Genomic DNA, 24,064 nt, shown 5'->3' with positions numbered 1-24,064 from the left:
CGCGGCTCGGCCGGTCCGCACGGCGAGGTGTCAGCGGCTGCCGTCCAGGATGACGCGAGCGACCAGGGCAGGGTCGTCGTTCATGGGGCAGTGCCCGCAGCCGGGCAGCCGTACGAGGCGGGCGCGCGGCATCAACTGCTTGGCGCGGACGCCCTGCCGGCGCGGCAGCAGCCGGTCCCGGGTGCCCCAGGCCACGGTGACGGGCAGCTCCGCGAGGTCGTCGGTGAACCGGACGCTCGTCCCGGCCCTCAGCGTCTCGGTGAATCCGGTCGCCTCAGCCAGGGCCAGCGTCTCGGCGACCACCGCTTCGGGCGAACGGCGTCCCGGGCGGGCGTAGATGGTGCTCGTCAGGGCCGTCCGCCCGGCCGTCGTGCGCGACAACTGCTGGACGAGTGCCAGGGGCAGCCGGCGGGAGAGGTGCCGCATCGCCAGCAGCACGCCGAACGCGTAGCGCCGCTCCGCCTCCGACCAGAACCCGGCGGGGGAGAACGCGGTCACCGAGCGTGCGAGCTTTTCCCGGCCCATCTCCAGGGCGAGCAGGCCACCGAGGGAGTTGCCCGCCACGTGGGGCCGGTCGAGTCCCATCGCCGCGCACAACGCCCCGAACACCGCGGTGGTCGTGGCCAGGTCGTACGGCAGACCCTGCGGCAGGCCCGGGGAAGCGCCGAATCCCGGCAGGTCGACGGCGATCACGTCGCGGTCGGCGGTGAGGATGTCCACCACGGGGTCCCAGGCCTGCCGGTGGTGGCCGATCCCGTGCAGCAGGAGCAGAGGTTCGCCGTGCCCCTTGCGCGCGTAGGAGACGGTGACGGCCCGCGGGCCGTGCACGGAGGGGACCTGGACGGAGACGGTGGCGGACATGGCGGTGCTCCTCGGGGACTCGCTGACGGACGCCGTAGACAGCTTGTCAGCAATTGCTACCCGCCGGTAGCCCCTGAGGTGGGACCGGCACGCCGTGCCCGCCGGACACGGGCCGGCTTCAACGCGCCCGGCGGAGCTCCAGATTGAAGTCCGCGTGCCCGATGGTGCGGAACAGATCGATCCACAGGGGCAGCCACATCTCCACCGCGCGCGCCTCGCGGATGCCGCCCAGGTCGAGCACCCGCCCCGCCGGCCAGCCGAACTCCCCTAGCAGGGCGGTGACCTGTTCCTTGGCGGCATCGTCCGCACCGCACACGAACACCACGTGCTCGCCCGGCACCCGCCCCGGATCCACCATGACCCGGCAGTTCACGGTGTTGAGCGTCTTCACCACGCGCGTGAGCGGGAACGCCCGCTGGATCTGCTCGCCGACACTGTCCGACTCGACCGGCGACAGGTGCAGCTGACCGCCCTCGAACACCAGTGGGTTCGAGACGTCGATGAGCACCTTGCCTTCGAGGTTCCGCGTGCCGGCCGCCTCCAGCGCGGCGAGCGCGACCTGACCGCCCACCGCGTTGAAGACGACCTCGCCGGCCGCGGCGGCCTCCGCGAAGGACCCGGCCGCTGCCCCGTCGCCCGCATTCCGCGCCCACTCCAGCGCGACCGGGTTGTCCTTCGTGCGGGAGCCCAGCGTGACCTCGTGACCCAGCTCCACCAGCCGCCCGCCCAGGGTGCGGCCGACCTCTCCGGTGCCCAGTACCGCGTACCGCATGGTTCCTCCCGTCGCCGTGACCGCCGGCCACCGGCGGCCCGGCCATTCTGCGACGCAGGAACCGGACCCGCCCGGACGGCGCCGGTCGTGTCGCGGGCGTCGGACGATCGCCGCTCCGTACGGCGGCACCCGGGGGCGGGCGGAGCGTGTCGCGGTCGCCCGGACGGGTGGGCCGGCCATGATCGACACGAACGTGACCCGGGCTTTGCCGCCGTGTCACACATTCGGCGTTGCACGAACGCCCCATGAACGCTCTCGACAGCCGCCCCGGTCTGCCCGCGGAGCGTCGAGGATTGGTCTTGACCAAGGGTGGGGGCCGTCCTATGGTCGCAGACAAGTGCAACAACCTTTAATAAACAAGGGCGCGGAAACGCCGTCGGATCACGGCGATTGCGGAGGACAGGGTGGGGACCACGCAACTGGAAACGGTGCCGGAACCGAAGTACTGGCACCTCAGGACCGTGCTCAGCGAGGCGCTCGACTCGGAGTTCGCGGTGGGCGAGATCCTGCCCAACGAACGTGAGCTGGCGGCCCGCTTCGGCGTCGCGCGCGCCACGCTCCGCCAGGCTCTGGAGCAGCTCGAACTGGAGGGCCGCCTCCAGCGCCGCCGCGGCGTCGGCACGACCGTCGCACCGCCCCGCATGGGAGTGGCCGTCGGCACCGAGCAGCACACCTGGCCCGGCGCACCCGACGACGACTGGCAGCTCGTCGACTGCGCCCTCGCCGTCCCGCCCGCGGCCGTCGCCGACGACCTGGAGATCGACCGCGAAGAGATGGTCCACATCGTGCGCCGCACCCGGATGTCGCACGGCCAGCCCGTCGCCGCCGAACTCCTGCACATCCCGCAGGCGTCCGTGCACGCGCTCACCGGCATCGACGCCCCCTCCGGACCGGCCCGCGCGCGAGCCGTGCTGCGTGAGCTGGAGCGCCTGCAGCTGGAGGGTGAGGACCGGGCCGTGGAGCTCGGGTCGGCGCGCGCCGACGACGCCAAGGAGCTGGACCGGCTGCCCGGGGCGCCCGTCCTCGTCGTCACGACGCGCTTCTTCGCCCAGGGCCGCACCGCGGCGCTCTCCGTCGCCACCTACCGCGCGGACACCTGCCGGCTGACGTTCGGCGACACCGGCGGCGTGGAGATCCACCACGGACCGGAAAGCCGGGCCTCCTAGGACGCGTGTCGACAGTGGAGCCCGGGCTGGGTGATCCCTCCCGGGAGGTGGCGGACGGCGACCCGGTTCACGGCTGATCGCGGTCCGGAAAGGGGCGAGGGTCCTCTGGTCCGGTGCGACCCGTGACGTCCGCGCCGGTGGAGGAAGGGCCCCCGTGCCCCACCGCTCAGCGCCCCCGACCGGGTCAGGCCGCCCGGCCGGGACACTGGTCCCTTGCCCCGCCCGCCCCACGGGTCGTTCCGCACGGGCGACGTGCACATGCCCGCACGCCCTCCGGCGCTCCGGCTACTCAGCGCCGCGCCGTCACCGTGCCCTCCACCGCGAACAACTGCTTCTCCACGTGGTCCAGGGCCAGCCGCAGCGCGCCCATCGACACCGCCGCCTCGCCCAGCAGGGACAGGGCGACCTTCGGCACCCGCAGGCAGTACCGCTCCAGTTCCCGCTGCAGCGGTTCCAGGACCCCGTCCAGCCCGGCCGCCCAGCCACCGATGACGACCAGCTCCGGGTCGAACGCGAGCACCAGCGCGGCCACGTCGTGCACGAGCCGATGGATGAACCGGTCCACCGCGGCACCGGCCCGCAGGTCCCCCTCGCGGGCCTGTGCGAAGACCTGCGCGACCGCTTGTTCGTCGAGGGGGTGCAGCGGCTGGTCGGTGGTCGACAGCAGCGCCTCCGGAGTCGCTTCCCGGCCCAGCAGGTGCAGTGCACCGATCTCGCCGGCCGCCCCGCCGAAACCGCGGTGCAGCCGTCCGCCGATCAGCGAGCCCGCCCCCGGGCTCAGCCCGGCCAGGACGTACACCACGTCGTCGGACTCGGTCGCGCAGCCCTTCCAGTGTTCGGCGACGACGGCGGCGTTGGCGTCGTTCTCGACGAGCACCGGGCACTTGAACGACCGGCTCAGCCGCTCGCCCAGCGGCAGCCCCGTCCACCCCGGCAGCGCCGTGCCCAGCCGCACGGTGCCGTCCGCCTCCACGATCCCCGGCGTGGCCACCCCGACCGCCCGCAGCGAGCTGCGCGGCACCCCGGCCCGGCGCAGCAGTTCGGCCACCGCACCACGCAACCGCTCCAGCCGCTCGTCGGCCTCGGCGGACTCCTCCACGTCCCTGGCCTGCGCGCCGAGCACCTTTCCGTCCAGGTCCGCCAGGAGCGCGGCCACCCGGTGCGGGCCGATCTCCAGGCCCAGCAGGTGCCCTGCCTCGGCCCGGAACCGGAAGCGCCGGGCCGGGCGTCCCTGCCGCCGGGCCGCGCCTTCCTCGGCCGCCGTCTCGACGACCAGACCGGCCGAGATGAGGTCCTCCACGACGCCCTCGACGGTCGGCCGGGACAGTCCCGTCACCCGGGTGACCTCCGTGAGCGTCGCACAGTCCGTGGCACGCAGCGCGTGCAGCACCACCGCGGAATTGATCCTCCGCAGCAGCGAGGGATCCCCGCCGGTCAGCCGCCCCACCGTCCGTCCTCCCAGCTCGTGCGCGCGTTGGGCGGATCGTACTCGGCGCGTGGGGCACCGGCGAGTGCCGGGCGGGGCAGCCGTGGATCACACAGCCCGGCTCTCACGCCGCGGCGGCCGTGTGAGCGCGCTCCCACGTCCTGAGCGCGGCCGGGGCGGTTCTCGTCCCGGGCCCGCACCGGCCGCGGGCCGCGACCGGCGGGCCGGCGATCCTCGCGGGCGCGGCCGGGAGCGCCCGCGGCTCCCGGCCTCCTCCCGGCCTCCTCCCGGCCGCTGTTCCGTCCCCGGCCGCCGGGCCCGACCGCGCGAAGGCGTGTGCCAGGGGCGGCGGTCCCGGCCGCGGCCTCGCGGGAGCCCGGTGCGGCAGGGCCCCGACCCGCCCCGCCGGGTCACGGCGTCCCTGACGCCCCACCAGTTGTCAGTGCCGGCAGGTTTACTGGAGCGCATGGCCATCGAGAAGTACCTCGTCGTCGCCGACGTGCTGTGCTCGCGGGAGTTCCCCGCCGAGGACGGCGGGTGGGACACGGGCATCGGCGGACCCGGGTACCGCACCGCCGAGTTGGCGGCCAGCCACGGGCTTCCCGTCGCGGATGCCGCGGTGCGCGCGATGGAGGCGGAGCGCCTGTACGAGGACCGGGAGGCGCTGGCCGCCGGACTCACCGAGCGCTGGGGAGAGCCGTTCCTGATGGGGCTGCAGACGATACGCCTGCGCATCGCGACGGAGGCGATACCCGAGCCGTGGGCACGCCTCAGTCACCTCGTGCCGGACGTGTACGTGTGGCAGGAACCGGAGCGCGGACGCTGGATCGTCCTCGGCGTCGCCGACCGTGACCGCGCCGACGAGATACGGCTCCTGCTGACCGTCACCGAGACGGATCCGCCGTGACCGGCTACGGCTGCGCCGCCTCGCGCAGCCGCGCGAACTCCTCCGCCATCGTCGTCGCGGTCCAACGGGCGTTGAGCCCACTGGGATTCGGCAGCACCCACACCCGGGTGCCCCCGACGACCTGTTCCTGCGGACCCACCCGCGCCTTCCGGTCGCCGAACGCCGCACGGTAGGCGGTCACCCCGACCACCGCCAGCCACCGGGGCCGCAGCCGCTCCACCTTCGCGGCCAGCAGCCGTCCGCCCTCCCGGTACTCCTCGGTGCCCAGCTCGTCCGCCCGTGCGGTGGCCCGTGCCACCACATTGGTGATGCCGAGCCCGTACGACAGCAGCTCCCGCTGCTCGGCGGGCTTCATCAGGCGCGGCGTGAACCCGGACAGGTGCAGCACCGGCCAGAACCGGTTCCCGGGGCGGGCGAAGTGATGCCCCGTCGCCGCCGTCATCAGCCCGGGGTTGATGCCGCAGAACAGCACGCGGAGGCCGTCCGCGACGACGTCCGGCACGAGACGGTCGCGGGCGGCCTCCAGGTCCTGCGGAGCGAGCCGGGTCAGAGGATCGCCCCCGGCGTGTAGCCGGCCGCCTCCGGGTGCTGCTTGACGATCTCGTCGATCCGGGCCACCACCGCGGCGACCTGGTCGGCGGCGGCACCCGTGAAGGACAGCTTGTCGGCCATCAGCTCCGCCAGCTGCTCCCGGCCCAGCGGCAGCCGCTCGTCGGCGGCCAGCTTGTCCAGCAGGTCGTTGCGCTCGGCCCCCTGCTCGCGCATCGCCAGGGCGGTGGCGACGGCGTTCTCCTTGATCGCCTCGTGCGCGACCTCACGGCCCACGCCCGCGCGCACGGCTCCCATCAGGACCTTGGTCGTGGCGAGGAACGGCAGGTAGCGGTCCAGCTCGCGGGCCACGACCGCCGGGAAGGCACCGAACTCGTCGAGGACGGTCAGGAAGGTCTCCATCAGGCCGTCGAGGGCGAAGAAGGCGTCCGGAAGAGCCACCCGGCGGACCACCGAGCACGACACGTCGCCCTCGTTCCACTGGTCGCCGGCCAGCTCGCCGGTCATCGACGCGTAGCCGCGCAGGATCACCATCAGGCCGTTGACGCGCTCGCAGGAGCGCGTGTTCATCTTGTGAGGCATCGCCGAGGAGCCGACCTGGCCCGGCTTGAAGCCCTCGGTGACCAGCTCGTGCCCGGCCATCAGCCGGATCGTCTTCGCCAGCGACGACGGAGCCGCCGCCAGCTGCACCAGCGCGGTCACGACCTCGTAGTCCAGCGAGCGCGGGTAGACCTGGCCGACCGAGGTGAAGGCCTGGGCGAATCCCAGGTGCCCGGCGATCCGCCGCTCCAGCTCGGCGAGCCTGGAGGCGTCTCCGCCCAGCAGGTCCAGCATGTCCTGCGCCGTGCCCACCGGGCCCTTGATGCCGCGCAGCGGATAGCGGCCGAGCAGCTCCTCCAGCCGGCCGTGGGCGACGAGCAGCTCGTCGGCGGCGGTGGCGAAACGCTTGCCGAGGGTGGTGGCCTGCGCGGCGACGTTGTGCGAGCGGCCGGCCATGACCAGCTCCCCGTACTCGCCGGCCAGCCTGCCCAGGCGCGCCAGGACGGCCACGGTCCGGTCGCGCATCAGCTCCAGCGAGAGGCGGACCTGCAGCTGCTCGACGTTCTCCGTCAGGTCGCGGGACGTCATGCCCTTGTGCACCTGCTCGTGCCCGGCGAGGTCGTTGAACTCCTCGATGCGGGCCTTCACGTCGTGCCGCGTGACCTTCTCGCGCTCCGCGATGGAGGCCAGGTCGACGGTGTCGAGGACACGTTCGTAGTCGGCGAGCGCCTGCTCCGGCACCTCGATGCCGAGGTCCCTCTGCGCCCGCAGCACGGCGAGCCAGAGCTGACGCTCCAGCCTCACCTTCTGCTCGGGCGACCAGAGTGTGGCGAGTTCGGCGGAGGCGTACCGTCCGGCAAGGACGTTCGGAATGCGGGGCTTGGCGGGCGCTGAAGTCACGTGCACAGATTCTACTGGCGGTTCGTGCAGGCAGGCGCCACACCCCGGTTCGGCGGAAGCTACGAGAGCGTGGTCACTCGGGGCCGGGCGCCGGGTACGGCAGCAGCTCCGGGCGCTTCGCGGGGCGGCCGTCGCCCGAGGAGCGGCCGGTGAGGCGGCGGCCGATCCACGGCAGCAGGTGCTGCCGGGTGAAGCGGACGTCGGCCGCGCGCCGGGTGAGCCAGGTCGGGGGCGGCGCCAGGGACGGCGCCAGGTGCCACTCGGGGTCCTCCGCCGGGTAGCCGAGGGTCTGCCAGACCGCCTCCGCGACGCGGCGGTGGCCCTCTCCGGTCAGGTGCAGCCGGTCGACGTCCCACAGGCGCGGATCGCCGAGCGAGGCGGCGCCGTACAGGTCGACGACGACGGCGCCGTGCCGTTCCGCCAGCTCGTCGACGCAGCTGAACAGCTCCTCCATGCGCGGCCGGAACCGTTCCAGGACCGGTCCCCGCCGGCCCGGGCTGCGCATCAGCACCAGCTGCTTGCAGGAGGGAGCGAGCCGTTCCACGGCCTCGGTCAGCAGCCCGCGGACCCGCCCCATGTCGCACTTGGGCCGCAGCGCGTCGTTCAGGCCGCCGACCAGCGTGATCACATCGGCGCCCATCGCCGCCGCCGGCCCGACCTGCTCCTCCACGATCTGCCCGATGAGCTTGCCGCGCACGGCCAGGTTGGCGTACCGGAAACCGGGGGCCTGCGCGGACATCCGGGCGGCCAGGAGGTCGGCCCAGCCGCGGTAGGAGCCGTCGGGCCCCAGGTCCGACATGCCCTCGGTGAAGGAGTCGCCGACGGCGACGAGGCTGGTGTGGGCGGGGTTCGTCTGCATGGCGCCACCGATGGTATCGGAGCTCCATACCCAGCGGTCGGTCACCCCTGATACCGCCCGCTGCACGCACCGTCCGGCCCGGGTCGTCCTGCCCGCCCGGACCGCCGTGCCCGGTCCCGGGCCCCCTCCGGTCCCGAACCGCGCCGCCGGGTCCCGGGCGGGGCGCGCCCCGCTGCACCCCCGTCCCGGGCGGCCCGGCCGTCTCAGGCCGCCGGCTGGCCGAACAGCTCGCGCAGGACGTCCTCCATCGTCACCAGGCCCGCCAGCCGCCCGTCGGCCCCCAGGACGGCCGCCACGTGGGTACGGCTGCCGCGCATCGCGGTGAGGACGTCGTCCAGCGGCGTGGTCTCCCGGACACGGGCGATGGAGCGCATGTCCCGCAGCCGGAACGGCACGTCCCGCCGTGAGGCGTCCAGCGCGTCCTTCACATGCAGGTAGCCGACGATGCGGCGCCCCTCGTCCACGACGGGGAAGCGGGAGAACCCGGACTCGGCCGACAGCCCCTCCAACTCCTCCGGTGTGACGCCCACCCGCGCGTACACCACCCGCTCCAGCGGGAGCACGACGTCCCGCACCGGTCTTCTGCCCAGCTCCAGGGCGTCGTGCAGTCGCTCCCTGGCCCGCTCGTCGATGAGGCCGGCCTCACCCGCGTCCTTGACGATCTGCGCGAGTTCGGCGTCCGAGAACGTGGCCGCCACCTCGTCCTTGGTCTCGATCCGCATCAGCTTCAGCAGCCCGTTGGCGAACGCGTTGATCGTGAAGATCACCGGCCGCAGCGCCCGCGAGAGCGTCACCAGCGGCGGCCCGAGCACCAGGGCGGTGCGCACCGGCTCGGCGAGTGCGATGTTCTTCGGCACCATCTCGCCCAGCAGCATGTGCAGATAGGTGGCCAGGGACAGCGCGATCACGAAGGACACCGCGTGGCCGGCGCCCTTCGGCACGCCTATGGCGTGGAAGACCGGTTCCAGCAGATGGGCGATCGCCGGTTCGGCGACCACACCGAGCACCAGCGTGCACAGCGTGATGCCGAGCTGGGCCGCAGCCATCAGGGCGGAGACGTGCTCCAGGCCCCACACCACGCTCCTGGCCCGCCGGTCGCCCGCCTCCGCGTGCGGATCGATCTGGGAGCGGCGGACGGAGATCAGCGCGAACTCGGCGCCGACGAAGAAGGCGTTGAGGACCAGGGTGGCCAGTCCGATCAGCAACTGCACGGCGGTCATCGGCCGGCCTCCTTCTCGCGCTCGTCCGTCTCGTCGTCGAGCGGCGCGTGCAGCAGCACCCGGGCGGCCCTGCGCCCGGAGGCGTCCACGACGTCCAGCCGCCAGCCGCCGACCTGGAGGGTGTCACCGACGGCCGGGATGCGGCCGAGTCCGGCGGCGACGAGACCGGCGAGTGTCTCGTACGGCCCCTCCGGCGGCTTCAGGCCGACCCGCGCGAGCTGGTCGACGCGGGCGGCGCCGTCCGCGGAGTACACGGCGCGGCCTTCCTGGTCGGTGCCGGCCGCGGCGAGGTCGGGCGTCTCGTGCGGGTCGTGCTCGTCGCGGACCTCGCCGACGACCTCCTCGACGATGTCCTCCAGGGTGGCCACGCCCGCGGTGCCGCCGTACTCGTCGATGACCACGGCCATGGTGCGCCGGCCCGAGAGCCGGTCCAGCAGCCGGTCCACGGTGAGGGACTCGGGGACGAGCAGCGGCTCGCGCATCAGCTCGGAGACCGGCACGTGCAGACGCCGCTCGGCGGGCACCGCCAGCACGTCCTTGACGTGCGCGGTGCCGACGACGGTGTCGAGGCTGCCGCGGTAGACGGGGAACCGGGACAGGCCGGTCGCGCGAGTCGCGTTCGCCACGTCCTCGCAGGTCGCCCGCGTGTCCAGGGCGATGACCTGCACGCGCGGTGTCATCACGTTCTCCGCCGTCAGGTCGGCGAGGTTCAGGGTGCGGACGAACAGCTCGGCGGTGTCGGCCTCCAGTGCGCCCTGCTTCGCCGAGTGCCGGGCCAGCGCCGCCAGCTCCTGGGGGCCGCGTGCGGAGGCCAGCTCCTCGGCGGGCTCCAGTCCGAAACGGCGCACCACCCGGTTGGCGGTGTTGTTGAGGTGGGCGATGAAGGGCCGGAAGGCGGCACTGAACCAGCGCTGCGCACTGCCCACCCGCTTGGCCACCGCCAGCGGCGAGGAGATCGCCCAGTTCTTCGGCACCAGCTCGCCGACGACCATCAGGAACACGGTCGACAGTCCGGTGCCCAGCACCAGTGCCAGCGAGCTCGCGGCGGACGCGGACACGCCCAGTCCCTCCAGGGGGCCGGCGATCAGCCTGGCGATCGAGGGCTCGGCGAGCATGCCGACCACCAGGTTGGTGACGGTGATGCCGAGTTGTGCGCCGGAGAGCTGGAAGGTCAGGTTGCGGACCGCCCTCAGCGCGCCGGAGGCGCCGCGCTCACCGCGTTCGACGGCCCGTTCCAGCTCACCGCGCTCGACCGTGGTCAGCGAGAACTCCGCGGCGACGAAGGCGCCGCAGGCGAGCGACAGCAGGATCGCCACCAGCAGCAGGAGCACTTCGGTCATCGGGTCACCTCCGTCCCATGATCGGACAGGGCCGGGAGGATCGCGCGACGTCGCGCACGGCGGTGGCAGGTCTGGCGACGTCGGGTCTGGCGACGTCGGGTACTGGGAGGCTCGCCCATGGGCGGACGCTCACACCTTTCCGTTGGGGACCGGTACCGGTCGGCTGCGGTCCGGAACGGGCTCCGGATCCGACCCCAATGGTAAAGGGTCGGCAAAAGTCCTTAGCCGACGAGGGGTTTGACCCAGCGGCGCCAGTGCTCCTCGGGCGCGTACCCGGCCGCGCGCCAGGCGTGGTGCGCGCGCGTTGCCCGTGAGCACCATCGCGTCCCCGCGCCGCCCGCCGAGCCGTACGAAGCGTTCCTCGGCGGCGGCGAGCAGGGCCGTCGCGATGCCCCGGCGGCGTTGCGCGGGGTGCACCGCGAGACGGCAGAGGTGGCAGCGCCAGCCGTCGAATCCGGCGACGACCGTGCCCACGACCTCCCCGCCCCGCTCGGCGAGCAGGAGCGCCTCGGGGTCGCGGTCCACCAGCCGCTCCACTCCCGCGCGGTCGTCGCTGATGCTCGTGCCCTCGGCGGCCGACTTCCAGAAGGCGAGCACGGTGTCGAGGTCGGCGGGCGCCGCGGCCCGTATGCGCAGATCGGACATGCCGCGATCCCACCACGCGGGGCGGACCTGGGCCGGGGATTCCACGATGCGGACCGGGGCCGGGCGCAGGGCGCCGGGTCCCGGCCCGCGAGCCGGGGCGACCGGTTGTCTCACTCGTGCGCGATGGCCGCCAGCACGTTCATGCGCGAGGCCCGCAGCGCCGGGAGCAGCGCCGCCGCCACACCGACCACCGCCGAGCCGACCACCACCGCCACGACCGTGCCCCACGGGATCGCCAGTGCCGTCATCCCCTGCAGGGCCAGCACCTGCTGGGTGCACACGCCCCAGACCAGTCCCAGCGTGAGGCCCAGCACCGCCCCGAACACCGCGATCACCACCGACTCCAGCCGGATCATCCGGCGCAGCTGCCGCCGGGCCAGCCCGATCGCCCGCAGCAGTCCGATCTCCCGGGTGCGCTCGACGACCGACAGGGCGAGCGTGTTCACGACCCCCAGCACCGCGATCACGATCGCCAGTCCCAGCAGGGCGTAGACGAGGTAGAGCAGGACCGCGATCTGGTCGTGCACGAGCTTCTTGTAGTCGGCCTGGTCGCGCGCCTGTACCTGCGGGTAGGGGGCCAGCGTGCGCTCCAGAGCGGCGCGCAGCGCGTCGGCGCCGGTGCCCGCGGCGGCGTTGACGTACAGCACGGAGTCCTGGCCGCCGGGAATGTACTTCTCGACCGTGGCGATGCCGAGGAACAACCCGCCCTGCGGGCCGAACCCCTCGGCCTGCTCCTGGTCGGTGAGCGCTCCGACCTTCAGCCGGGCCGTCCGGCCGCCCGGGAACTCCACCGGGACGACGCTGCCCGCCCGGACGCCGTGGTCGCGGGCGAAACCGGCGTCCATTCCCATGCCTCCGTCGGCGAGCGCCGCGGCCGAGTCGCCCGCGGTGTACGTGACGTGGGCGACCTCGTCGACCTGCGGGTCGTAGCCCGCCGCGGACGTCTCCACGCGTGTGCCGTCGGGCAGCCGTACCGCGACGGGCGCGAAGCGCTGCCGTACGACCAGGCCCACGCCGTCCGTGGCGCGGACCTTGTCGGTGATCTCCTGTGGGAACGGCATGAAGTTGGCGTTCTGGACGACGAAGTCGGCGCCCAGGGTCCGGTCGATCTGCCGGTCGAACGACTTCGACATGGAGGCGCTGGCCACCGACATGCCGCCGACGAGGGCGAGCCCCACCATGAGTGCGGCGGCGGTCGCCCCGGTGCGGCGCGGGTTGCGCAGGGCGTTGCGCTGGCTCATGCGCCCGACCGACCCGAACAGGGCGGGGAACGCCGCGCCCAGCACCCGGATCACCGGGCGCACCAGCAGCGGGCCCGCGATCACCGTGGCGATCAGCGTGAGCACGACGCCCAGCCCGAGCAGCGAGGCCGCGGACGCCGTCCTCGTCGACGCGACGCAGCCCGCCAGTGCGGCCGCACCGGCCGCGCCGACGACTCCGCCCGCCACCGCGCGCGTCCGCAGCGGCCGTCCCGCGCCGGCGGTCTCGGCGTCCTGGAGCGCCGCCATCGGCGAGACGGCCGCCGCGCGCCGGGCCGGCAGATAGGCCGCGACGAAGGTGACGCCGACCCCGACCACGTAGGCCGTCACGGGCGTGGGCCAGCGCACGACCAGTTCCGTGGCCCTGAGGTTCATGCCGAAGACGCCCATGAGGCGGATCAGTCCCACCGCGAGTGCGATCCCGACCGCCAGTCCCAGCGTGGAGCCGGTCACCCCCAGCAGCGTCGCCTCCGTCAGCACCGACCGCCGTACCTGCCGCCGGTCGGCGCCGAGGGCGCGCAGCAGACCGAGTTCGCGGGTGCGCTGCGCGATGAGCATCGAGAAGGTGTTGACGATCAGGAAGACGCCCACCAGGACGGCGATCCCGGCGAATCCCAACATCACGTACTTGATCACGTCGAGGAACGTGCCGAGCTGCTCGGTGGCCGACGCGGCCCGCTCGCCGGCGGTTTTCAGGGCGTAGTCGCCGGTGCCGATCGCCGCGCCGATGCGGCGCTTCAGTTCGGTGTCGGACACGCCGGGCGCCGCGTCCGCCGAGATGCTCGTGGCGCGGTCGGCGGAGCCCAGCAGCTTCTCCCCGGCCACCGCGGAGTCGAGATAGACGAGGGCCGCACCGGGGTTGGTGGTGGTGAAGGTGGCGATACCGACGACGTGCACCCGGAAGGAGCCGGGCTGGGCCAGTACGGTGAGGGTGTCGCCGATCCGCACGTGCTTGCGGTCGGCGGTGTCCGCGTCCACCAGGGCCTGGGCCGGGCCGTGCGGGGCGTGGCCGGACGTCAGCTCGACGGGGCTGCGGCCGGTGACCTGCCAGTCGCGGGCGATGGTGGGCGGGCCCGTGGTCGGCCCGATGGAGCGGCGCCGGCTGTCGACGACCGTGACGTTCTCCACGCTCACGTCCGCGTGTGCCGCGGCGACCCCGTCGACCCGTGCCACCTGCGCGGCGAGGGAGGCCGGCACCGTCGCGACCGCGCCGGAGGGCAGCTGCGACCGCAGGTCGTCCTCGGGGGCCACGGTCACGTCGGCGGCGGTGGAGGCGAAGAGGCGGTCGAACGTGTGGGAGACCGTGTCGGAGAAGATCAGACTGCCCGCGACGAAGGCGACGGACAGGACGACGGCCAGCGCGGACAGCGCCAGCCGGCCCTTGTGGGCCAGGAAGCTCCGGAGCGTGGCCTTGAGCACGGGCTCAGTCCTCTCCGGCCGTCTCGGGGACGCGTCGGACGTCCGCGCCGGCCTCCGCCGTCCGGGGGGAGCGCCCGGTGAACAGCCGCATCCGTTCCAGCACGGCTGCCGCGGTGGGCCGTGGCATCTCGTCGACGATCCGCCCGTCGGCGAGGAAGAGCACCAGATCGGAGTGGGCGGCGGCGCCCGGGTCGTGGGTGACCATCACGACGGTCTGGCCCAGTTCGTCGACCGCCTCCCGCAGGAAGTCGAGCACCTCCAGGCCGGCCCGGGAGTCGAGGTTCCCGGTGGGTTCGTCCGCGAAGACGAGTTCGGGGCGGGACAGCAGAGCCCGGGCGCACGCCACGCGCTGCTGCTGTCCGCCGGACAGCTGCGCCGGCCGGTGACCCAGCCGGTCGCGCAGGCCGAGGGTGTCGACGACCTGGTCCAGCCAAGCCGGGTCCGGCTTCCGGCCCGCGATGTCCATGGGCAGGGTGATGTTCTCCAGCGCGGTCAGGGTCGGGATCAGGTTGAAGGACTGGAACATGAACCCGATCCGGTCCCGCCGCAGCCGGGTCAGCTCGCGGTCCCGCAGCCCGGTGATCTCCGTGTCGCCGAGCCACACCCGGCCGGCGGATACGGTGTCCAGACCCGCCAGGCAGTGCATCAGCGTGGACTTGCCCGAGCCCGACGGGCCCATGACCGCCGTGAACCGGCCACGCGCGATGTCGACGTCCACGGCGTCCAGCGCCAGTACCGTCGTCTCGCCCTGTCCGTAGGCCTTCGTCAGCCCCCGGGCTCGGGCGGCGACCCCGTCCGTCGGGGTCTTCTCCGGGGCGTGCTCCGCAGCAGGTGAGGGCAAGGCTGCCTCCTCGCTCGGGTGGACGGTACGACTGCCGTGTCCCGCCCGAGCCTAGTGTGACCACGCCCACATCCGATATCCGCCCCCGAGGCCGGAGTCCGCCCTTGCCGCTGCTAGCGGTCCGGCGCTAGCGTCTAGGGTATGGCGAAGACCCAGCTGAACGTACGCGTGGACGAGGACACCGCCCGCGCCGCCCGGGAGCGCGCGCTGGCCCGCGGCATGAGCGTCAACCGCTACATCGAGGAACTGGTCAGACAGGACGCGGGGGAGGCGGGGCGCACTTTCGTGGAGGCCGCCGCCGACTTCATGAAGGGCTACGAATCCGTCTTCGCCGAGGAGTTCGGGACGGGCGGCCAGGCCCGGCACGGCGAGGGCCGGAAGCGCTGATCCGTTGAACGACCTCAGGATCGACCTCTCCTGGCTGCTCATGCTCGCCGAGCAGAAGACCCCCGGCGACCCCCAGGTCACGGACTGGGGAGCCCTCGTCGCAGCCGTCGCCCGGCACCGTGCCGACATCTTCGACGTGCCCGTCTACGACACCCCGCACGCGCGCGCCGCCGCGCTGCTCCAGTTGCTGATCCACGTGCCCGCGCTGGAGCGTTCCAACGCCCTGTTCGCCTCGGCCGTCGCCTACGCCTACCTCGTGGCCAGCGGACTGAAGGTCGCCACCACGCCCGAGCGGGTCCGCGAACTGGCCCGGCTGGTCAAGAGCGGCGAGGCGTCGGTGCACGTCATCGCCGAGGAACTGCGCCGCTGGACCGTCTGACCGGCCCGTGAGCGCCGATCAGTCCCGGTGCGGCCCTTCCGGCGGTGCCCACGCCGTGCCCAGCACGCAGTGGGAGGTCGGCAGCCGCGGTCCCTCCTGCGGCATCATCACCTGCCGGTACGGTCCCAGGGCGAAGCCGGCCCCGCGCAGCGAGGCGACGGGGTTCCGGGACACATGGCAGCCGCCGTTCAGCCACGGCCACACCGTGTGGTCCAGCGCACGCTGCGTGACGCGCATCGCACGGCCCCCGCCGCGGCCGTGCTCGAAGAACCGTACGACGCCGCCCGGCCGCAGCACCCGGCGCACCTCGGCCAGGGCCCGTGGCACGTCCCGCACGCTGCACAGCACCAGGGAGACCACCGCTGCGTCGAAGGCCTCGCTCTCGACCGGCAGGGCTTCCGCGACGCCCGGTGCGACATCGACGGGCACGCCGGCCCGCGGCGCGGCCGCCACGGCCAGGTTCCGCAGCAGGGGCTCCGGTTCGATCGCGACGACCCCGGAGACCGTCTCCGGATAGTGCGCGAAGTTCAGTCCGTTGCCCGCGCCGATCTCGATCACGCGTCCGGACAGCCCGGCGAGCAGCCGCTCGCGCATGCCGGCCATGCCCATGCGGGTCTCGGCCGTCACGCTGAGCCGCGCGTAGCAGCGGGCGAACAGCGGATGGTGGACGGTGCCCCGGGCCGCCTTCGCGGAGCCGGTGGACATGGGCGGTACCTCCCTGCTCGGACGGGGCGGGAGCGCGGTGGAGGCGCGAGGACCTCCGCAGCCGCGCGGGCCCTACCGCGATTGTCCCCCGTCACCGCCCCGGCGCACCTGCCGGCCGCCGGGTGCGCGCGGTCCCGGGCTCAGGGGGAGGGGGGCGCCTCCCGCACCCGGAACGCCTCCGCGTCCCACGTGCCGTCCAGCCGCGGTGACAGCCACCCCGGGGCCGCCGCCCGGAACGCGGTGGGGGTGAGGGTCCCCGCCCCGTCCGGCACGGCGCCGAGGAGCGGCGCCCCGGCGACCTCGGGCAGGTCGGCGAGGTTGCACCGGCAGGCGAGGTCGGGCTCGTGCGGCCAGCTGCCGATCACCAGCCCCAGCAACTCCGTTCCCTGCCCGCGAAGTTCACGCGCCGTCAGCTCGACGACATTGAGGGTGCCCAGACCGGCGGAGGCCACGAGCAGGACGGGCGCGCCCAGCATCCGGGCCGTGTCCGCCAGCGTCCCGCCGGCCTCGTCGAACCGCACCATCAGACCACCCGCACCCTCGACCAGCACCAGGTCGTGCTCGGTGGCGAGTTTGGCGGCGGCCTCGGCGACCCGCTGCGGGTGCACCGGAGCCAGGCCTGCCCGCCGCGCGGCCGTCGCGGGTGCCAGGGGCTCGGGATAGCGGGCGACCTCGACCGCGGTGACGCCATTGGCCAGCCGCGCCACCTCGTCGGCGTCCCCGCGCTCACCGGGCGCCACCCCGGTCTGCGCGGCCTTGAGCACGGCCACCGACCGGCCCGAGGCGACCGCGGCGGCGGCCGCCGCCGCGGTCGTGACCGTCTTGCCGACCTCGGTGCCCGTGCCCGTGATCACCAGTACCGACATGTCATCCCTCCCGTGCCGCGGCACACACCGCGCGCGCGATCCGTGCGACGTCCGCGTCACCGGTGACGTACGGCGGCATCGTGTAGACGAGGTCGCGGAACGGCCGCAGCCAGACACCCTCGCGCACCGCGGCCCGCGTGGCCGTCCGCAGGTCCACGGGGCGGTCGAGCTGGACCACCCCGATCGCGCCGAGCACGCGGACGTCCTTCACGCCCGGCAGGGAGGCCGCCGGTGCCAGCCCCGTGCGCAGCCCGGTCTCGATGCGCGCCACCTCGGCCCGCCAGTCCTGGCCGAGCAGCAGCCCGATCGAGGCGCACGCCACCGAGGCGGCGAGCGGGTTGCCCATGAACGTGGGGCCGTGCGCCAGCACCGGCACCTCGCCGCGGGAGATGCCCTCCGCGATCCGCGCGGTGCACAGTGTCGCCGCCAGGGTGAGGTAGCCGCCGGTGAGTGCCTTGCCCACACACATCACGTCCGGCGCCACGCCGGTGTGGCCGGCGGCGAACAGTTCGCCGGTGCGCCCGAACCCGGTGGCGATCTCGTCGAACACCAGCAGTACGTCGTGCGCGTCACACGCCTCGCGCAGCACCCGCAGGTACGCGGGGGAATGGAACCGCATACCGCCCGCGCCCTGCACCACCGGCTCGACGATCACGGCTGCCAGTTCGTGCGCGTGCCTTTCGACGGTCGCGCGCACGTGCTCGGCGTAGGCCTCGTCGTACTCCGCGGGCGGTGCCTCGGCGAACACCTGGCGGGGCAGCACCCCCGTCCACAGGTCGTGCATGCCGCCGTCGGGGTCGCACACCGACATCGGCTGCCAGGTGTCGCCGTGGTAGCCGCCGCGCCACGTCATCAGCCGCCGCTTCTCGGGTCGGCCCAGCGAACGCCAGTACTGGAGGCACATCTTGACCGCGACCTCGACCGACACCGAGCCGGAGTCGGCGAGGAAGACGTGCTCCAGGCCGTCCGGCGCGATGTCGACGAGCAGTTTGGCCAGCCGCACGGCGGGCTCGTGGGTGAGCCCGCCGAACATGACATGGCTCATCCGCCCCAGTTGGTCGTGCGCCGCCTCGTTGAGCACCGGGTGGTTGTAGCCGTGGATCGCCGACCACCACGACGACATCCCGTCGACCAGTTCGCCCGAGCCGTCGGCGAGCTTCAGCCGGACCCCGCTCGCCGCCTCGACGACGAGCGGTTCGGCCCGCCCGGGCATGGGTCCGTACGGGTGCCACACGTGCCGGCGGTCCAGGTCCAGCAACTCGGCCGTGCTCAGGTCAGGCATTGGGCGCGAGGTCCGTTCCTGCGCCGCGGCGGCGGACGGCGACCAGGTCGGTACGTGCATCGCCCGCCGCCTGCGCGGCAGCCGGGGCGGAACCGCAGACGCCGCCCTCGTGCGACCCGCAGCCCGCGGCCTCCTCGGACACGCAGCCCGCGGCGCCCTCGTGCGATCCGCAGCCGGCCGCCCCGTGCGATCCGCAGCCGCCCGCCGCCCGGTGCTCGGGCAGGGTGACCTGGTCGGCGCCCTCCACCTCGAAGCCGGCGTCCGCGATCATCTCCAGGTCGGCCTTGCCGGCCTGGCCCTCGCTGGTGAGGTAGTCGCCGAGGAAGATCGAGTTCGCCAGGTGCAGCGCGAGCGGCTGCACGGTGCGCAGGTGGACCTCGCGGCCGCCGGCGATGCGGACCTCCACGTCCGGGCACACGAACCGGACCATCGCCAGGATCCGCAGGCAGCGCTGCGGGGTGAGGTTCCACTCGGTGGCCAGCGGCGTGCCCTCGAACGGGATGAGGAAGTTGACCGGCACCGAGTCCGGGTCGAGTGCGCGCAGCGAGAACACCACGTCGACGAGGTCCTCGTCGCTCTCGCCCATGCCGGCGATCAGACCGGAGCACGCCGACAGCCCGGCCGCGTGCGCCTTCTGCACGGTGTCCACCCGGTCGGCGTAGGTGTGGGTGCTCGTGATGTCCCCGTACGTCGCCTCGGACGTGTTGAGGTTGTGGTTGTAGGCGTCCGCGCCGGCCTCACGCAGTTGCTCGGCCTGCCCGTCGGAGAGCAGCCCGAGGCAGGCGCACACCTCGACGCCCTCGTTCTGCTCCTTGATGGCCCGGATGGTGTCGGAGACCCGGTCCACGTCCCGGTCGGTCGGGCCGCGCCCGCTGGCCACCAGGCACACCCGCTTGGCCCCGCCGGCCAGTCCGGCGGCAGCCGCCTCGGAGGCCTGGTCGGGCTTGAGCCAGGTGTACTTCAGGATGTCGGCCTTGGAACCCAGCCGCTGGGAACAGTAGGAGCAGTCCTCGGGGCACAGCCCGGACTTGAGGTTGACCAGATAGTTGAGTTTCACCCGGCGCCCGAACCAGTGCCGGCGCACCCTTCCGGCCGCGGCCACCACGTCGAGCAGATCGTCGTCGGAGGTCGCGAGGACGGCGAGCGCCTCCTCACGGGTCGGCTGCTCGCGCCGCAGCCCCTTGTCCACCAGCGTCTTCAGCAGGTCCATGGGATCTGATCCTGTCCTACGCGACCGCCCGCGGCCAAGGAGGGATCGGACAACAGCAGACGCTTCGCCGTGTGGGTATTGCCACACCCTGGGCGGCTTGTCGGGCCGCTAGTGTCTGTGCGCTGCCTACAAAACGACCGGAGGGCCCCATGGTGTTCGGCTGGATCGACGAACAGGCGGAGCTGCGCCGCCGCGCCGGACTCGTACGGACCCTCAGGCCCCGCCCGTCCGAGAGCCCGCTACTCGATCTCGCGAGCAACGACTACCTCGGCCTGGCCCGTCACCCGGAGGTCACCGAGGGCGCCGCCCGCGCCGCCCGCGACTGGGGCGGCGGCGCGACCGGCTCCCGGCTGGTCACCGGCAGCACCGAGCTGCACACCGAACTCGAACGTGAGCTGGCCGACTTCTGCGGCGTCGAGGCGGCCCTGGTCTTCTCCTCCGGCTACGCCGCCAACCTGGCCGCGGTCACCGCGCTGGCCCCGCACGGCACCCTGATCGTGTCCGACGCCGGCAACCACGCCTCGCTCATCGACGGCTGCCGACTGGCCCGCGGTACCACCCAGGTGGTGGCGCACGCCGACCCGGACGCCGTGCGCAAGGCGCTGGGGACCCGCGACGGCGCCGCCGTGACCGTCTCCGACACGGTCTTCTCCGTCGACGGCGACGCGGCCCCGCTGGCGGAGCTGGCCGCGGCGTGCCGCGAGCACGGCGCCGGGCTGGTGGTGGACGACGCGCACGGCTTCGGCGTGCTCGGCACCGGGGGGCGCGGGGCCGTGGAAGCAGCGGGTCTCGCGGGGGCCGACGACGTCGTGGTGACACTGACGCTGTCCAAGTCGCTCGGCAGCCAGGGCGGAGCCGTCCTCGGCCCCGCCCGGGTGATCGACCATCTGGTGAACGCCGCGCGGACGTTCATCTTCGACACCGGTCTCGCTCCCGCGGCCGCGGGAGCGGCCCTGGCCGCCCTGCGGTTGCTGCGCCGCGAGCCGGAGCGGGCGGCGCGGGCGCGCGCGGTGGCGGGCGAACTGCACGCCCGCCTGACGGCCGTGGGCCTTGAGGCGGTGCGCCCCGACGCCGCGGTCGTCTCCGTGCGGGCTCCGTCCCCGGAGGACGCCGTGCGCTGGGCGGCCGACTGCCGCGGCGCGGGGCTCGCCGTGGGATGCTTCCGGCCTCCTTCCGTTCCCGACGGCGTCTCGCGGCTGAGGCTCACCGCCCGTGCGGACCTCTCCGAGGGCCAGATCGAACGCGCTGTACGAGTGATCGGCGAGGCGCGACCATGAGTCGGCGTACCACGGCCCTGCGTCGCCGGACGGGCAGGGGCGGGGCCGGGGTCAGAGCCGGTGCACCGCGGACGTGAACCGGGTCCAGCTTCCGGGGGAGAAGAGCAGTGCGGGCCCGGCCGGGTCCTTGGAGTCGCGCACCGCGAGCAGTCCGGCGAGCGGGCCCGCGGCCGGCCGGGCCGTCTCGACACAGTTGTTGGCCCCCGTGCTGTAGCTGCTGCGCAGCCACCGCACATCGGGCAGATCGGTCGTGGAAGGTACGTTCCGAGGCAGTGCGGTCATGGTGCCTCCTTACGTGCCGTCACCTGTTCCGGCGATGACGTCCAACGAGTCCTCGGGGGAGAGGGCGTGGATCCTGAGGGAGTCGAAGGCCTCGGTGTAGGCCCGGAGGTCTTCTTTCCGTTCGAGGTAGAGGCTACTCGTCAAGTGGTCGAGAACAACCACGTCCAGATCGGAAGTGCTCGGAAATGAGAAGATGACGAAAGGGCCGGTGATGCCGATATGCGCCCCCGCGGAGAACGGCAGGACCTGGATCCGTACCTGCGGCAGCCGCGCCGCCTCCACCAGCCGCGCCCGCTGACGGGCCATCACCTCCGGGCCCCCCACCTCCCGGTGCAGCACGGCCTCGTCCAGCACCGCGTTGAGCGTCAGCGGCGGCTCCGACCGCAGCACGTCCTGCCTGGCCAGCCGCACCTCCACCAGTGCGTCCAGCCGGTGCTCGTCCACCGTGCCCACGGCGGCACGGGTGACCGCGCGGGCGTACTCCGGAGTCTGCAGCAGGCCCGGAACGACGGAGGTCTCCAGGGTGCGCATCGCGATGGCCTGCGACTCCAGACTGATGAAGTCACGGTAGGTGGGCGGCAGCACCCCGCGGTAGGCGTGCCACCAGTGGTCCCGCCGGCCGTCCCGGACCCCGGACAGCACCAGCAGCAACTCCCGCAACTCGTGGTCCTCGACCCCGTACGCGTCCAGGAGTAACCGCACATCGGGCGGTTTCACGCCGCTCGCGCCGGTCTCGATTCGGCTGACCTTCGACTGATGCCAGCCCACCAGGCGGGCCGCTTCACCGCTGGTGAGCCCCGCGCCGGTGCGCAGGGCGCGCAGTTCGGCGCCGAGTTTGCGCCGGCGCACCGCGGGACCGTGCTGCATGGGTCCCTCCTTACTATGCCCGGGCCGCCCGAATACGCTCTGCCGTAGCAGAGTTCACCGCATCGAGCGACAGATATATGCACAACTTGGTGGATCGCCACCCGCGACCGGCTCGGTGATGGCAGTCTGACGGGCGAAGCACCAGTCCGGGACCGTACTCGAACCATCCGCCTCGTGTCGGACCGCGGTCCCGTGGGAAAGGGACGACGTCGCCATGGCAGACCACCTGGAAGCATCCGTCACTCTGCCGAGCGATCCCGCCTCGGTCTCCGCCGCCCGCTCCTTCGCGATCAGCACGCTCGCGGAGTGGGGCCTGCCGGCGGACACGGACGCCGCCGACACCGTCCGGCTGATCGTCTCCGAGCTCGCCACCAACTCCGTCCAGCACACCTTCGGGCAGTCACCCACCTTCACGGTGGCCCTCACCCTCGACCGCGACGAACAGCTGCACATCGGTGTGACCGACAGTCACCCCCGGTTCCCCAAACGGCTGCCCGCGGCCGTCCAGCAGGACAACGGCCGCGGAATGGTGATCATCCGCTGGCTGGCCGTGGAGAACGGCGGCAAGCTCAGCGTCCGCCCCACCCACGAGGGCGGCAAGACCGTCTCCATCGCCCTGCCGTGGACCGTCCCGGCCGAGCCGGTGGCGACGACGGTGGTGCAACCGGAGCCGTGACCCGCCCGGCGCACCAGGGGGCCCGGTCCCGCCCGGAGGTCCGGTTCGCGGTGAGCCCGGCGCGCGGAGGGCACCGGTGCGGTGCCGGGCTCCCGGGTGCGTCGAGGAGCCCCGGCCGGCAGCGCGGCCGCACGGGACCGGACGCCTCCCGTGGTGTCCGCGTGTCCGTGGCCGGTGGGTTCTCCCCGCCGCGGCCGACGGCCTTCCGCCCGGTGCCTCGTCCGCCGGGGCGGGTCCGCCGGTCCGGCGGCGGCCAGGCGTCACGCCGGGGAGAACCCACCGGCGGGGGCCACCCCCGTGGAACGGCTTCCCGGGCGCCCCTACGGCCCTCGCGCGCGCTCGGGCGGGGAGCCTCCCGGCCAGGGCACCCACGCGCGTCCTGAGGGGCCCGGGCGGGCCCCTCAGGGGCTCCCGGGCCCCTGAGGCGGTGACTGCACGTCAGGGGTGCAGTCACCGCCCCGGGGAGTTCACGGGCTCAGCTCACCCGCCCGTACCAGACGCTCCTGGTCCAGATCCTCTGAAGCCTGACCACGTCCCCGGTCTTCGGGGCGTGCCAGATCTTCCCGCGGCCGGCGTAGATGCCCACGTGGTAGACGTTCCTGCCCGAGTGGAAGAACACCAGGTCGCCCGCCCTGCGGTGGGTGGAGGAGACGTGCCGGGTCTTGTTGTACTGCTGCGCCGCGGTCCGCGGCAGCCGCTTGCCCGCCTTCTTGTACGAATACAGCGTCAGCCCGGAGCAGTCGAACCGGTGCGGTCCGGTGGCGCCCCACTTGTACGGGGCGCCCCTCTTGGAGGCCGCGACCTGGAGCGCCTTGGTGGCCGGCGTGGCGGCGGCGGCTTCGGAGACGAGATGGGGGACGGCGATCGTGCCGCCGAAGGCGGCGAGGGTGAGGGCCGAGGCGGTACCGGCACGGGCCATCAGAGACGGGACACGATTGAGCGCAGTCATGCGCAACCCTTCGTCAGCCGCCTGTGAAGGATGACCTGTCGGATTCGGGCTGGCGAAGTAGCCCGGTCGCGTCACCGCGACTTCACCCCAAGGGCCGCTCGGAACTGACGTCCCGTCGACCCGCCTTGCCTGGGTCCTCCACTCCTGCCGATCCACTCCTGTCGACCGGTCATCCGGGCGGCGGCAGGACTCGGCGTCCGCCCGGACCGCCCCGCCGCTTGTGGCGGGGGCTTGTCGTCAGACAGGGATCTTCACTCACATGTGTCCGAAAATCCCAATAGAACAGGCGGTTTGTGTTGTTGCTCACCACTCGCCCGTTCGGGTGGACACCTCCGCGTTCGGTCCGGTGTCCACCCCTGCGACCACCCCCGGACCAGCGGCGGAGAAGATCGTTTCGTCGTGCGGGCGAGCGGTGTGCGCAACCCCGGAGCCCCGGAAAACGGGGGTCCGGATACGCCGACGGTGGGACCGTCGTTCAGT

Annotated in this window: 23 protein-coding genes, 1 pseudogene and 1 riboswitch; of the genes and pseudogenes, 6 read left to right on the top strand and 18 right to left on the bottom strand. The window is 73.4% G+C overall.

The window, feature by feature from the left end; translation table 11 throughout:
- Positions 1-30: 30 nt before the first annotated feature.
- A complete protein-coding gene (locus tag I3F54_RS04795) occupies positions 31-861 on the bottom strand; it encodes an alpha/beta fold hydrolase (RefSeq protein ID WP_240117311.1) in 831 nt (276 codons plus the stop codon).
- A gap of 118 nt (positions 862-979) precedes the next feature.
- Positions 980-1,633: an NADPH-dependent F420 reductase gene (locus tag I3F54_RS04790; protein WP_240117310.1), complete on the bottom strand. Its 654-nt coding sequence runs from the start codon at positions 1,631-1,633 to the stop codon at positions 980-982.
- A 404-nt stretch (positions 1,634-2,037) separates the two neighbouring features.
- Here I3F54_RS04790 and I3F54_RS04785 point away from each other — a divergent pair, with 404 nt between their 5' ends.
- Positions 2,038-2,799, top strand: a complete 762-nt coding sequence (locus I3F54_RS04785; RefSeq protein WP_240117309.1) for a GntR family transcriptional regulator — start codon at positions 2,038-2,040, stop codon at positions 2,797-2,799.
- Positions 2,800-3,088: 289 nt separating this feature from the next.
- Here the strand turns inward: I3F54_RS04785 and I3F54_RS04780 are convergent, their stop codons facing one another.
- Complete coding sequence (locus tag I3F54_RS04780; protein WP_240117308.1) at positions 3,089-4,246, bottom strand: ROK family transcriptional regulator; 1,158 nt, start codon at positions 4,244-4,246, stop codon at positions 3,089-3,091.
- 445 nt (positions 4,247-4,691) lie between these two features.
- On the opposite strand from I3F54_RS04780, the gene I3F54_RS04775 reads away from it, so the two are divergent.
- Positions 4,692-5,132: a hypothetical protein gene (locus I3F54_RS04775; protein ID WP_240117307.1), complete on the top strand. Its 441-nt coding sequence runs from the start codon at positions 4,692-4,694 to the stop codon at positions 5,130-5,132.
- Positions 5,133-5,136: 4 nt separating this feature from the next.
- On the opposite strand, the gene mug is transcribed toward I3F54_RS04775, so the two are convergent.
- From mug to I3F54_RS04735, 8 genes and pseudogenes are all read right to left on the bottom strand, one after another.
- A complete protein-coding gene (gene mug, locus I3F54_RS04770; protein WP_240117306.1) occupies positions 5,137-5,634 on the bottom strand; it encodes a G/U mismatch-specific DNA glycosylase in 498 nt (165 codons plus the stop codon).
- Between the two features lie 44 nt (positions 5,635-5,678).
- Complete coding sequence (gene purB / locus I3F54_RS04765) at positions 5,679-7,121, bottom strand: adenylosuccinate lyase (protein WP_240117305.1); 1,443 nt, start codon at positions 7,119-7,121, stop codon at positions 5,679-5,681.
- A 73-nt stretch (positions 7,122-7,194) separates the two neighbouring features.
- On the bottom strand, positions 7,195-7,980 hold the full coding sequence (locus I3F54_RS04760; protein ID WP_240117304.1) for an SGNH/GDSL hydrolase family protein: 786 nt from the start codon (positions 7,978-7,980) through the stop codon (positions 7,195-7,197).
- Positions 7,981-8,183: 203 nt separating this feature from the next.
- Positions 8,184-9,200: a hemolysin family protein gene (locus tag I3F54_RS04755; protein WP_240117303.1), complete on the bottom strand. Its 1,017-nt coding sequence runs from the start codon at positions 9,198-9,200 to the stop codon at positions 8,184-8,186.
- Complete coding sequence (locus I3F54_RS04750; RefSeq protein WP_240117302.1) at positions 9,197-10,540, bottom strand: hemolysin family protein; 1,344 nt, start codon at positions 10,538-10,540, stop codon at positions 9,197-9,199. The genes I3F54_RS04755 and I3F54_RS04750 overlap by 4 nt, the downstream gene beginning before the upstream one ends.
- 221 nt (positions 10,541-10,761) lie before the next feature.
- Positions 10,762-11,185, bottom strand: a pseudogene (locus I3F54_RS04745) (GNAT family N-acetyltransferase).
- 110 nt (positions 11,186-11,295) lie between these two features.
- Positions 11,296-13,863 (bottom strand): ABC transporter permease, encoded by a 2,568-nt coding sequence (locus tag I3F54_RS04740; RefSeq protein WP_240117301.1) that lies wholly within the window; start codon positions 13,861-13,863, stop codon positions 11,296-11,298.
- A gap of 4 nt (positions 13,864-13,867) precedes the next feature.
- On the bottom strand, positions 13,868-14,704 hold the full coding sequence (locus I3F54_RS04735; RefSeq protein WP_240117300.1) for an ABC transporter ATP-binding protein: 837 nt from the start codon (positions 14,702-14,704) through the stop codon (positions 13,868-13,870).
- Between the two features lie 141 nt (positions 14,705-14,845).
- On the opposite strand from I3F54_RS04735, the gene I3F54_RS04730 reads away from it, so the two are divergent.
- Both I3F54_RS04730 and I3F54_RS04725 read left to right on the top strand, forming a co-directional pair.
- Positions 14,846-15,091, top strand: coding sequence for a toxin-antitoxin system HicB family antitoxin (locus I3F54_RS04730; protein WP_240117299.1), 246 nt, complete (start codon positions 14,846-14,848; stop codon positions 15,089-15,091).
- 4 nt (positions 15,092-15,095) lie between these two features.
- Positions 15,096-15,470 carry a fic family toxin-antitoxin system, toxin component gene (locus I3F54_RS04725; protein WP_240117298.1) on the top strand — a complete coding sequence of 125 codons (375 nt, stop codon included), beginning with the start codon at positions 15,096-15,098 and terminating at the stop codon, positions 15,468-15,470.
- A gap of 18 nt (positions 15,471-15,488) precedes the next feature.
- Here I3F54_RS04725 and I3F54_RS04720 read toward each other — a convergent pair whose 3' ends face one another.
- The 4 genes from I3F54_RS04720 to bioB all read right to left on the bottom strand — a co-directional run bounded on the left by I3F54_RS04720 (position 15,489) and on the right by bioB (position 19,533).
- On the bottom strand, positions 15,489-16,175 hold the full coding sequence (locus tag I3F54_RS04720; RefSeq protein ID WP_240117297.1) for a class I SAM-dependent methyltransferase: 687 nt from the start codon (positions 16,173-16,175) through the stop codon (positions 15,489-15,491).
- A 140-nt stretch (positions 16,176-16,315) separates the two neighbouring features.
- The gene (gene bioD, locus I3F54_RS04715) at positions 16,316-17,041 is read right to left on the bottom strand and encodes a dethiobiotin synthase (RefSeq protein ID WP_240117296.1); all 726 of its coding nucleotides are present in this window, start codon (positions 17,039-17,041) and stop codon (positions 16,316-16,318) included.
- 1 nt (position 17,042) lies between these two features.
- Positions 17,043-18,323, bottom strand: a complete 1,281-nt coding sequence (locus tag I3F54_RS04710; RefSeq protein ID WP_240117295.1) for an adenosylmethionine--8-amino-7-oxononanoate transaminase — start codon at positions 18,321-18,323, stop codon at positions 17,043-17,045.
- Positions 18,316-19,533 carry a biotin synthase BioB gene (gene bioB, locus I3F54_RS04705; RefSeq protein ID WP_240117294.1) on the bottom strand — a complete coding sequence of 406 codons (1,218 nt, stop codon included), beginning with the start codon at positions 19,531-19,533 and terminating at the stop codon, positions 18,316-18,318. Before bioB ends, I3F54_RS04710 begins: the two co-directional genes overlap by 8 nt.
- A 149-nt stretch (positions 19,534-19,682) precedes the next feature.
- Between bioB and I3F54_RS04700 the strand changes: the two genes are divergently transcribed.
- A complete protein-coding gene (locus I3F54_RS04700) occupies positions 19,683-20,810 on the top strand; it encodes an 8-amino-7-oxononanoate synthase (protein ID WP_240117293.1) in 1,128 nt (375 codons plus the stop codon).
- A 51-nt stretch (positions 20,811-20,861) separates the two neighbouring features.
- On the opposite strand, the gene I3F54_RS04695 is transcribed toward I3F54_RS04700, so the two are convergent.
- Both I3F54_RS04695 and I3F54_RS04690 read right to left on the bottom strand, forming a co-directional pair.
- Complete coding sequence (locus tag I3F54_RS04695; RefSeq protein ID WP_240117292.1) at positions 20,862-21,092, bottom strand: DUF397 domain-containing protein; 231 nt, start codon at positions 21,090-21,092, stop codon at positions 20,862-20,864.
- 9 nt (positions 21,093-21,101) lie between these two features.
- Positions 21,102-21,959: a helix-turn-helix transcriptional regulator gene (locus tag I3F54_RS04690; protein ID WP_240117291.1), complete on the bottom strand. Its 858-nt coding sequence runs from the start codon at positions 21,957-21,959 to the stop codon at positions 21,102-21,104.
- Between the two features lie 214 nt (positions 21,960-22,173).
- Here I3F54_RS04690 and I3F54_RS04685 point away from each other — a divergent pair, with 214 nt between their 5' ends.
- Positions 22,174-22,635 carry an ATP-binding protein gene (locus tag I3F54_RS04685; RefSeq protein ID WP_240117290.1) on the top strand — a complete coding sequence of 154 codons (462 nt, stop codon included), beginning with the start codon at positions 22,174-22,176 and terminating at the stop codon, positions 22,633-22,635.
- A gap of 475 nt (positions 22,636-23,110) precedes the next feature.
- Here I3F54_RS04685 and I3F54_RS04680 read toward each other — a convergent pair whose 3' ends face one another.
- Positions 23,111-23,584, bottom strand: coding sequence for a C40 family peptidase (locus I3F54_RS04680; RefSeq protein WP_240117289.1), 474 nt, complete (start codon positions 23,582-23,584; stop codon positions 23,111-23,113).
- A 3-nt stretch (positions 23,585-23,587) separates the two neighbouring features.
- Positions 23,588-23,790, bottom strand: a riboswitch (cyclic di-AMP (ydaO/yuaA leader).
- Between the last annotated feature and the right edge of the window lie 274 nt (positions 23,791-24,064).

It is taken from the genome of Streptomyces sp. MUM 2J, from assembly GCF_022414535.1.
In the GTDB taxonomy this organism is placed as follows: domain Bacteria; phylum Actinomycetota; class Actinomycetes; order Streptomycetales; family Streptomycetaceae; genus Streptomyces.
This window is presented reverse-complemented; position numbering and strand designations above follow the sequence as displayed.

Excerpts from the sequence above, each read along its gene's own strand:
- I3F54_RS04795 (WP_240117311.1), bottom strand. The coding sequence starts at position 861 with ATGTCCGCCACCGTCTCCGTCCAGGTCCCCTCCGTGCACGGCCCGCGG.
- I3F54_RS04790 (WP_240117310.1), bottom strand. The coding sequence starts at position 1,633 with ATGCGGTACGCGGTACTGGGCACCGGAGAGGTCGGCCGCACCCTGGGC.
- I3F54_RS04775 (WP_240117307.1), top strand. The coding sequence starts at position 4,692 with ATGGCCATCGAGAAGTACCTCGTCGTCGCCGACGTGCTGTGCTCGCGG.
- I3F54_RS04760 (WP_240117304.1), bottom strand. The coding sequence starts at position 7,980 with ATGCAGACGAACCCCGCCCACACCAGCCTCGTCGCCGTCGGCGACTCC.
- I3F54_RS04755 (WP_240117303.1), bottom strand. The coding sequence starts at position 9,200 with ATGACCGCCGTGCAGTTGCTGATCGGACTGGCCACCCTGGTCCTCAAC.
- I3F54_RS04750 (WP_240117302.1), bottom strand. The coding sequence starts at position 10,540 with ATGACCGAAGTGCTCCTGCTGCTGGTGGCGATCCTGCTGTCGCTCGCC.
- I3F54_RS04730 (WP_240117299.1), top strand. The coding sequence starts at position 14,846 with ATGGCGAAGACCCAGCTGAACGTACGCGTGGACGAGGACACCGCCCGC.
- I3F54_RS04720 (WP_240117297.1), bottom strand. The coding sequence starts at position 16,175 with ATGTCCACCGGCTCCGCGAAGGCGGCCCGGGGCACCGTCCACCATCCG.
- bioD (WP_240117296.1), bottom strand. The coding sequence starts at position 17,041 with ATGTCGGTACTGGTGATCACGGGCACGGGCACCGAGGTCGGCAAGACG.
- I3F54_RS04710 (WP_240117295.1), bottom strand. The coding sequence starts at position 18,323 with ATGCCTGACCTGAGCACGGCCGAGTTGCTGGACCTGGACCGCCGGCAC.
- bioB (WP_240117294.1), bottom strand. The coding sequence starts at position 19,533 with ATGGACCTGCTGAAGACGCTGGTGGACAAGGGGCTGCGGCGCGAGCAG.
- I3F54_RS04700 (WP_240117293.1), top strand. The coding sequence starts at position 19,683 with ATGGTGTTCGGCTGGATCGACGAACAGGCGGAGCTGCGCCGCCGCGCC.
- I3F54_RS04695 (WP_240117292.1), bottom strand. The coding sequence starts at position 21,092 with ATGACCGCACTGCCTCGGAACGTACCTTCCACGACCGATCTGCCCGAT.
- I3F54_RS04690 (WP_240117291.1), bottom strand. The coding sequence starts at position 21,959 with ATGCAGCACGGTCCCGCGGTGCGCCGGCGCAAACTCGGCGCCGAACTG.
- I3F54_RS04685 (WP_240117290.1), top strand. The coding sequence starts at position 22,174 with ATGGCAGACCACCTGGAAGCATCCGTCACTCTGCCGAGCGATCCCGCC.
- I3F54_RS04680 (WP_240117289.1), bottom strand. The coding sequence starts at position 23,584 with ATGACTGCGCTCAATCGTGTCCCGTCTCTGATGGCCCGTGCCGGTACC.